The following is a 9,108-nucleotide window of genomic DNA, read 5'->3' on the forward strand; positions in this document are numbered from 1 at the left end:
CAGCACCACCACCGCATCGGCCCGGCCCTCACTCAACTCATCCAGCGCCCAGTCCAGTGTCTGCCCCCCCATGAGCGACAGCCCGGTGCTGTTGGCCTCCCGCCGGATCAACACCAGCCCACCCTGCGCTGCCCGCCTGGACAGGGCCCGGGCAACCGCACCGGCGGCTTCCAGGATGGCCTCGCTGGCGAGGGAGCCGCCGCTGACAACCAGCGGCCGCGCCGCTTTTAACAGGCTGACGGCGATTTCTCCGGCCCGCTCCTGGCTGGCCGGGTCGAGGCCGTCCACCGGGGGCGCCGCCGGGTCGATGGCATGAGCCACCGCGAAACCGAGCCGGGCGATATCATCCGGCGCCAGGGCATGGCGGGCGACAGCGACACTGTCCAGCTCGGTGGGCGCTGGCCAGACAATGTGCAGCGGGTGGTACCGGTCCTGCCCCAGGGTCTTGACGGCCTCGGCATTCCAGGCCGGCACGCCGATCTTTTCAGCCAGTTCTTCCCGCCGTGACAGCACAGCCTGACGCAGATTCAGCCCCAGGCGCGCGGCGCTCTGGACCGGGTCCTCGCCCAGCACCAGAATGGCATCGTGGCGTTCTATTTCCCGGGGTGTCGGGGTGGGCAGTCCCGACGTTTCCTGCAGCCGGTTCATTATGGCCAGGCACGCCTGCTCCCGGGACTCTATCCCGGTGGAAAAGTTTTCCGGCCCCACCATGGCCAATAGCTGGTGATTGCTTTCCAGACTGGCCCGGGGCGATCCGATGCCGATGATGCGCCGGGCCTGACGCAGGGCGCCGGTGATACGCTCCAGGGCCGGATCTACCCCCAGCGTCACGGCCTCCTGCCCCGGCCGTTCGGTCCATTCCGGAACCCGTGGCCGGTCGGCGCGGTTGACGTATCCGTAACCAAACCGGCCGCGGTCACAGAGGAAGTGGCTGTTAACCTCACCGTGGTAGCGGTTTTCGATGCGGCGAATCTCGCCGTAGCGTTCCCCGGGGCTGATGTTGCAACCGACCGCGCACTGGTGGCAGATGCCGGGGGCATACTGCAGGTCCCACTTTCGGGTGTAGTGATCGGAATGACTCTGGTCGGTGAACACCCCAGTGGGGCAGACTTCGGTGAGGTTGCCGGAGAACGGGCTTTCCAGTGTGCCTTCGGCGTATCGTCCGAAGTAGATGTTGTCCCGGGCACCAAAGGCGCCCAGATCGGTGCCACCGGCGTAGTCATTGTAAAAGCGCACGCACCGGTAGCAGGTAATGCAGCGGTTCATTTCGTGGGCGATGAACGGCCCCAGGTACTGGTTGCGGCGAGTGCGCTTGTTGAACCGGTAGCGGCGGCGGTCATGGCCGGTCATTACCGTCATGTCCTGCAGGTGGCAATGGCCGCCCTCCTCGCACACCGGGCAGTCGTGGGGGTGATTGATCATCAGCCACTCCACCACACTGGCCCGGAAAGCCCGGGCTTCCTCGTCATCGATATCGATTCGGGTCTGGTCCGCCGCCGGGGTCATACAGGACATGACCAGAACGCCCTTGTTGTCGTCCTTGTCCTTGTACTGGCGCACCGCGCACTGGCGACAGGCGCCGACACTTCCCATGGCCGGATGCCAGCAGAAATAGGGAATATCCAGGCCCAGTGACAGACAGGCCTGGAGCAGGTTGTGCGCCCCGTTGACCTCGTAGGTTTTTCCGTCCACGTGAATCGTCGCCATGCTTGCTTCTGCCTTCACCTAGAAAGTACGATCACTGTTTGTTGAAAGTGACTGTTGAAACTAACGGTTGTTTGCCGGCGCGTCCGCTGCGACCCGGTCCGGAACGCCCCGGGTGTCGCCGCTTACCTTGCCAATGCCCTGCTCAAACTCCTGCCGGAAGTGCCGCAGCGCTGTTTCCAGCGGCATGGCGGCGCCAGGGGCAAGGGCGCAGAAGGTCAGCCCCGGGCCACAGTCCGCCGCCAGCTTGTCGAGCAATTCGATGTCGCCGGCCTGCCCCTGTCCCTTTTCCAGGTCCCGGAGCAGTTTTACCACCCAGGGCAGACCATCACGGCACGGAGTGCACCAGCCGCAGGATTCCCGGGCGAAGAACTCCTCCAGGTTGCGCATCAGCGATACCATGCCCCGGTCCTCGGGGACCGCCATCATCAGGCCGGTGCCCAGCCGGCTGCCGACATTGGCGATAGAGTCAAAGTCCAGGGGCAGCTCCAGATGCTCCGGCAACAGGAAGCCGGTACTGGTGCCGCCGGGCAACCACGTCTTGAGCCGACGGCCTTGCTGCAGCCCCCCGGCCCGGTCGAGCAGCTCGGCCCCGGTGACGCCCATGGGCAGCTCCCAGAGGCCCGGCTCCGCAACCGGCCCCGACACGCCATAAAGCTTGGTGCCGCCGTCACCGGTACGGTTGCCGGACAGGTTCTGATACCAGTCAGCGCCATGGAGAATCACGGCGGGTATGTTGCACAGGGTCTCGACGTTGTTAACCACCGTGGGCCTGCCCCAGGCTCCGGACTGGCCGGGGAACGGCGGCTTGGCCCGGGGATTGGCGCGCTTCCCCTCCAGTGCATTGATCAGAGCCGTTTCCTCGCCGCAGATGTAGCGCCCCGCCCCGGTATGCACCGCGATGTCGAAATCGAACCCGCTGCCATCAATATCCGGCCCCAGCCAGCCGGCTTCGCGGGCCTCATCAATGGCCCGGTTCAGCACCCGGGCCGCCTCCACGTATTCACCCCGCAGAAAAATGTAGCCTTGCCGGGCGTTGTTGGCCCGGGCTCCGAGGATCATCCCCTCAATCAGCAGGTGGGGTTGCTGCTCCATCAGCAACCGGTCCTTGAAGGTGCCCGGTTCCATTTCATCCGCGTTGCAGATCAGGTAGCCCCGGGGCATGTCACCCCCCTGCAGCGTCAGGCTCCACTTGACGCCAGCGGAAAAACCGGCGCCGCCCCGGCCACGCACATTGGCGTCTTTCACCACGGTGATGATGCCCTGGGGGTCGCTCTCGGCCAATGCCCGGCGGACCGACTGATAACCATCCTTATCCAGATATTCGCCGAGCCAGACCACCTCGCCGTCGTCCCTCAGCCTCCAGGTCAGCGGATGGGTTTCGGGTTGACGCTCGGTACCGGATTGCCGTATCCGGCTGTGATAACGCAGCGGGTTGCCTTGACCTGAGGTGGATCCGCTCATTCGTAGCCCTCCAGCAGGTCGGACAGATCCTCCGGTGTGACCGGCCCGAAGGTTTCGCCGTCAATCATCAGCGCCGGGGCACCGTCACAGGCGCCGAGACAACACACGGGTAACAGGGTGAAGCGGCCATCGGCGGTGGTGGCGCCGTAGTCCACTCCCAGCTTCTCCACCAGGGCCTGTTTCAGCGTTTCATACCCGGTCAGGAAGCAGGAGCTGCTGTCGCAGACCAGGATCACATGGCGCCCTACCGGCTGACGGAAAATCAGGCTGTAAAAGGTAGCCACGCCGTCCACCGCGGCGAATCCCAGGCCCAGCAACCGCCCGATGGCCATGATGGCACCGTCGGGAACCCAGCCATGGCGGCGCTGGACGATTTTCAACGCCTCGATACAAGCGGCCTGGGGCTGCTCGTAGTGTTCCTTTTCCCGGAGAATCGCGGCTTCGTCGTCCGGGTGCAGTTCAAAACGGTCACTGCCGATCAGTTCGGTTGTGTGCGGGGTTGTTGCCATCATCAGCGATCCACGTCTGCCATTACGAAATCGATACTGCCCAGGTGGGCGATCATGTCCGGCACGAAGCCTCCGCGCATCAAGGACGGTATCTGCTGCAGGTGCGGAAAGCTCGGAGTCCGGATGCGGGTTCGGTAGCTCATGTTATTGCCGTCGCTGGTCAGGTAATAACTGTTTATGCCTTTGGTGGCCTCCACCATTTGCAGGGATTCGCCGGGTTTCAGAACCGGACCCCAGGACACCTGCAGAAAGTGCGTGATCAGCGTTTCGATGTGCTGCAACATCCGCTCCCTGGGTGGCGGGGTGGTCAACGGGTGGTCCGCCTTGTAGTCGCCCGCGGGCATGTGATCGACGCATTGCTGGATAATGCGCAGGCTCTGCCGCATTTCCTCAATACGCAGCTGGCCCCGGTCAAAAACGTCTCCGTGCTGCCCCAGAGGCACCTCGAAGTCGAAGTTCTCATAGCCGGAATAGGGCCGCTGTTTGCGCAGATCGAAGTTGCAGCCAGTGGCCCGCAGGTTGGGACCGGTCACGCCCCATTCCAGGGCCTCGGTGGTGGTGAAGGCAGCCACATGCCGGGTCCGCTCCCGCACCAGGGCGTTTTTCATCATGGCCAGCTCGTATTCCCGCAGCCGCGGCGGCATCCAGTCAAGGAACTCCTGCACCAGTTGCTGCCAGCCCACGGGCAGGTCCTGGGCAAGGCCGCCGATCCGGTACCAGGCCGGATGCATGCGAAAACCGGTGATGCCCTCAATCACCTTGTAGGCCCGCTGGCGGTCAGTGAAGCTGTAGAACACCGGCGACATGGCGCCCAGATCCTGCAGGTAGGTCCCCAGGAACAGCAAATGGCTGCTAATACGGAACATCTCCGCCATCATCACCCGGACCGTCTTGACCCGGTCGGGCACCTCGATACCCGCCAGTTTCTCAACCGCAAGGACATAGGGAAGGTTGTTCATTACGCCGCCGGTGTAGTCGATGCGGTCGGTATAGGGAATGAAGCTGTGCCAGGTCTGGCGCTCGGCCATTTTTTCCGCGCCCCGGTGGTGATAGCCAATATCCGGCACGCAGTCGATGATCTCCTCGCCGTCCAGTTGAAGCACGATCCGGAAGGCACCGTGGGCAGAGGGATGATTGGGGCCCAGATTGAGGAACATGAACTCGCTGCCATCCCGCTCACGCTGCATGCCCCAGGCTTCCGGTTCGAATTTCAGCGCCTCCTGCTCCGTCTGCTGCCCCTCCACTGTCAGGGTGTAGGGGTCGAATTCCGTGGCCCGCGCGGGATAGTCCTTGCGTAATGGGTGGCCATGCCAGGTGGGCGGCATAAGCAGCCGTTGCAGATGGGGATGGCCGGTTGCGGTAATGCCGAACAGATCCCAGATTTCCCGCTCATACCAGTTGGCATTGGCAAACACCCGGGTCACGCTTGGCAGGTTCGGGTCGCCACCGGTCAGCGCCACCTTGATGATCAGGTCTTCATTACGATCCACCGACAGCAGATGATAGAAGACCGTGAAATCCGCGGCTGGTAGCCCGTCACGGTGGGCACGGAGCCGCTCGTCCACGGCAGAGAGATCGTAAAGCATGGAAAAAGACGCCGGCGGCGCCTTCAGGTGGCGCAGTATCTCCACTATCCGCTCACGTCGCACCCACAGCACCGGAAGCCCGGTCAGGGTAGGCTGAACGTGCTCGATGTGTTCCCGGAATCCGTCCAGAAGCCCGAGGGCCCGGTCAATGCCGGACTGGGCCGGTGCATGCCTGTCGAGAGCGTCTGTGCTCATGATGCTGACTCATCTCCTGTCAAGGTTGGGCAAATCGGGAGGCGGCGCTCAGAGTTTGTCCGGAGTCCTCAGTTCGGTGGCCTCGATTCGCTGGCTCCGTTTCTGCTCCCGCTGGGACCCCATCTCGGCCTTATAAACCCCTTGATCCCCCACGACCCAGGACAGCGGCCGGCGCTCCTCCTGAATCGAGTCCTGCAACAACTGAAGTGCCTGCAGGAAGGCCTCGGGCCGCGGCGGACAGCCCGCTACATAGACATCCACGGGCAAGAACTTGTCAACCCCCTGAACCACCGAATAGATGTCGTACATACCGCCAGAGTTGGCGCAGGAGCCCATGGAAATGACCCACTTGGGTTCCAGCATCTGATCGTAGAGCTGCTGAATAACCGGAGCCATTTTGATGAAACAGGTACCCGCTATCACCATAAAGTCGGCCTGCCTCGGCGAGGCGCGGATCACCTCCGACCCGAAGCGCGCAATGTCATGGGGCGAGGTAAATGCGGTAGTCATTTCCACGTAGCAGCAGGACAGACCGAAGTTATAGGGCCACAAGGAGTTCTTGCGCCCCCAGTTCACCGCCGAATTGAGGACGTCACTCAGCTTGCCGGTGAATACGTTGCGTTCAAGCTGGCTTTTGACGTATTCCTCCGATGACTGCCGGCGCCCCAGCGGGTAACGGTCACTGGATTCCTGCTCTTCCTCGGCCCGTGTCAGTCTGTAAGGCATGGCTGGTCTCCATATAAAGGTTTGCTGACAGTGATCAAGGTCCGGGCAACGTCGCCCAGGGACTCAGTGGCTCAGCTCTCCCTGTATCCCTGAGAGCCCTCGGGAGCCCACTCCAAAGCCCCTGAGCGACTGTCGTAGAGCAGGCCGGCAAGCAATATCAGTATAAAAACCGCCGCGCCCCAGAACCCGCTCCAGCCCGTTTCCGGAATCACAACCGCCCAGGCAAACAGAAACACCGCCTCAATATCGAAGATCACAAAGAGCATCGCGACCAGATAAAACTTGACGGAAAACCGCTGGCGGGCGTCACCGACACCGACAATACCGGACTCAAACGGGATGGTTTTGCTGACGCCATGGCTGCGCCCGCCAAGCAGGCTGGAAACGCCTGCCATGAAGGCACATAAGCCGAGGGCAGCGATCACAAAAAAACCGGTTGCCCAGTAGTTGACCAGCAACTCATTGACCGTGTCCGACATACCCCCTCCTGTTCTGAATCATCACCCTATCCGCCCAGCCTGAAACGGAACTGAATCAGCAGAGCAATCGTTCTCAATTTTTGATCCCGATCAAATTCACAAGACTGTTTCCAGCCGGCCTCAGTCAGCAGAGCGCACTACTCACTGCCATAAATCAAGACCTGCAGGAAACAGCAACTCCGCGGGCATAATCGAGTAGAGCAAGGTATCTGAAGGCTTCATACTAGCGCTGCTTTGAAAGCAGGTACCGTACAGACTGTGTTGTCTACTAATATGGCTTCATCGCACCGATTGAGGCCTTCGTGCAGTAACCATTGCCAGCACGATTGCCAACATCGCCAGGGGAGGAATTAGGACGACGACCACGCTACCAGTCCCAAGAGAAAGAACTGGGCCGCCAGGCCGAGGATCAGCGTGGCAGCAAAGGTTGTCACTACCACCGTGCCAAGAGCTTTGCCCACCGGCGCGAATTCCGTCGCCGCCTGCTGGTACATGGGCACGACAATGCGCAGATATACCGCCAGTGAAAGTACACTGTTGGCAATTGCAACCACCGCCAGCCAGGTGAATTGGACATCAATGGCGGCGGCGAACAGCAGGAACTTCCCAACGAAGCCGGCAAGTGGCGGAATCCCGACCAGCGATAGCAGAAAGACCACCATTGCGATGCCAATAAGCGGTTGGGCGCGCCCCAATCCGTCAAAATCGTTCAGAGTCCGTCCGATATTGGCGGCAACGGCGAAAGCGCCCAGATTCATGGCCGCATAGGCGGCAGCAAACAGTATAATGGATGGCAGAGCAAGTTCACTGGCGCCGACTGCCAGGATACCCAGAAGGAAATAGCCGGATTGGGCAATCGACGAATAGGCCAGCAGCCGAACGACGTTATCCTGCACCAGCGCGGCCAGATAACCATAGGTCATGGTCAGAACAGCCAGCCCGGCGATGATGGCGGTCCAACCACTTTCCGGGGGTAGATCGCGAACCACCTGAGCGAGTGCGAACAGAGCACCGATCTTGGGCACCACTGACAGGTAGGCCGCTATTGACAGTGGCCCACCCTCATAGGCATCTGGCGCCCAGAAATGGAATGGAACCAGCGAGGCTTTGTAACCCAGACCGACAACCACCGCCACGAACCCAAGAAGAACCGCCATTGGCATGGTATCCATACCAGGAAGATCCGCGAGTAACGTGGATCCCGCAGCGCCGAACCAGTAACTCAGGCCGAAAATCATGATCGCACCTGTGACCGAGGCGAACACGAAAAACTTCATGGCGGCCTCTGTGGCAGGGTCGGTATCCGGGTAGGCAACCAAGGCAAAGGTGGCCAGGCCAGTTAATAATGTACCCAGTACAAGGAACATCGTATCACCCGCGCCTGCCAGAACGAGCGCGCCGATGGTGGCAAAGCAAAGCAGGCTGTAAACCGTGCCCTCTCGCACGGTGCCTCTCACATCCACTCTCGCCAAAAATATGGCGAGGATGGTGGCCGGCAGCAGAATGAGTTTGGCCCACACACTGAGGTCGTCAACCCGGAAACTGCCACCAAACACCGTTGTGTCCTCACCAATCAGACTGACGGTCAGACCCGTGGCAACGATCAGACCGCTAACTGCGACCAGCAGCGCAATTTGCGGCCTACGCAGCATTTCCGCGATCAGCGCACCGACAGCCGTCAACAGTACGGCAATTTCAGGAATCAACAGTGCAAGATCACGAGCCATCACAGTGCCAGCGCCGATGTAGTGCGGTGGATGATACCCAGCACCCAGGAGGGTGCCACGCCAGTGCCGACAGTGAGCACCAGCAATGGCCCCACAGCAAGCCACTCACGAGCGCTCAAATCAGGCATGGACTGCCAGCGCTGCCGGGGCTCGCCCAGAAAGGTTTCCCGCAGTGCTTTGAGAAACGTACCGGCAATAATGGCAATACCCAAAATCACAACCACCGCGGCTGGCGAAGCGCTTAAAGTGGCAAGAAATATCTGAAACTCGGCCGGAAAGTGCGCCAGCCCGGGCAAGCCCAGCGATGCAAAGGCCGCCAACACAAAGGTCCAGCCGAGCATTGGGACCGTCTTGAGCAACCCACCCAATTCGCCCATTTCACGGGTGTGGGCACGGTCCTGGATCATGCCCACCAGCAAGAACAAGGCACCGGTAACCAGTCCATGGCTGAACATCTGCAATACCGCACCATCCAAAGCAACAGTTCGCACCGAGGGATCCAGAGTTATTGCCGCCACGGCCACACCGACAATGACATACCCCATGTGGTTAACCGACGTATAGGCGACCAAGCGTTTCAGATCACTCTGCGCCAGAGCGGCAAAAGCCCCGTAGAGCGCGCTGACAACACCGAGAACAAGAACAACAACGCCCGCTTCACGGAACGCATCGGGGGTCATTTGCAGGGCAAATCGAACCAGCCCGTAAGTGCCGAATT

Annotated in this window: 8 protein-coding genes; all 8 read right to left on the reverse strand. The window is 61.2% G+C overall.

The genetic code is table 11. From position 1 onward, the window contains the following. Nucleotides 1-1,707 (reverse strand): NADH-quinone oxidoreductase subunit NuoG (gene nuoG, locus B2W52_RS18145; RefSeq protein WP_286803848.1); only part of this gene is annotated, 1,707 nt, incomplete at its 3' end. 60 nt (nucleotides 1,708-1,767) lie between these two features. After that, nucleotides 1,768-3,168 carry an NADH-quinone oxidoreductase subunit NuoF gene (gene nuoF, locus B2W52_RS18150; RefSeq protein WP_008169462.1) on the reverse strand — a complete coding sequence of 467 codons (1,401 nt, stop codon included), beginning with the start codon at nucleotides 3,166-3,168 and terminating at the stop codon, nucleotides 1,768-1,770. After that, nucleotides 3,165-3,680, reverse strand: a complete 516-nt coding sequence (gene nuoE / locus B2W52_RS18155; protein WP_273017227.1) for an NADH-quinone oxidoreductase subunit NuoE — start codon at nucleotides 3,678-3,680, stop codon at nucleotides 3,165-3,167. The genes nuoF and nuoE overlap by 4 nt, the downstream gene beginning before the upstream one ends. Then, complete coding sequence (gene nuoC / locus B2W52_RS18160; protein ID WP_008169457.1) at nucleotides 3,680-5,458, reverse strand: NADH-quinone oxidoreductase subunit C/D; 1,779 nt, start codon at nucleotides 5,456-5,458, stop codon at nucleotides 3,680-3,682. The genes nuoE and nuoC overlap by 1 nt, the downstream gene beginning before the upstream one ends. A gap of 48 nt (nucleotides 5,459-5,506) precedes the next feature. Then, a complete protein-coding gene (locus B2W52_RS18165; protein ID WP_286803849.1) occupies nucleotides 5,507-6,184 on the reverse strand; it encodes an NADH-quinone oxidoreductase subunit B in 678 nt (225 codons plus the stop codon). A gap of 71 nt (nucleotides 6,185-6,255) precedes the next feature. Further along, a complete protein-coding gene (gene ndhC, locus B2W52_RS18170) occupies nucleotides 6,256-6,663 on the reverse strand; it encodes an NADH-quinone oxidoreductase subunit A (protein WP_153741178.1) in 408 nt (135 codons plus the stop codon). 350 nt (nucleotides 6,664-7,013) lie between these two features. Beyond that, nucleotides 7,014-8,390, reverse strand: coding sequence for an NADH-quinone oxidoreductase subunit N (locus B2W52_RS18175; protein WP_153741177.1), 1,377 nt, complete (start codon nucleotides 8,388-8,390; stop codon nucleotides 7,014-7,016). Continuing rightward, nucleotides 8,390-9,108, reverse strand: a 719-nt coding sequence (locus B2W52_RS18180; protein ID WP_286803850.1) for a complex I subunit 4 family protein, incomplete at its 5' end; no start/stop codon positions are given. The genes B2W52_RS18175 and B2W52_RS18180, both read right to left, overlap by 1 nt.

Origin of the sequence: Marinobacter sp. UBA2498 (assembly GCF_002341575.1) — a bacterium.
Classification (GTDB): domain Bacteria; phylum Pseudomonadota; class Gammaproteobacteria; order Pseudomonadales; family Oleiphilaceae; genus Marinobacter; species Marinobacter manganoxydans.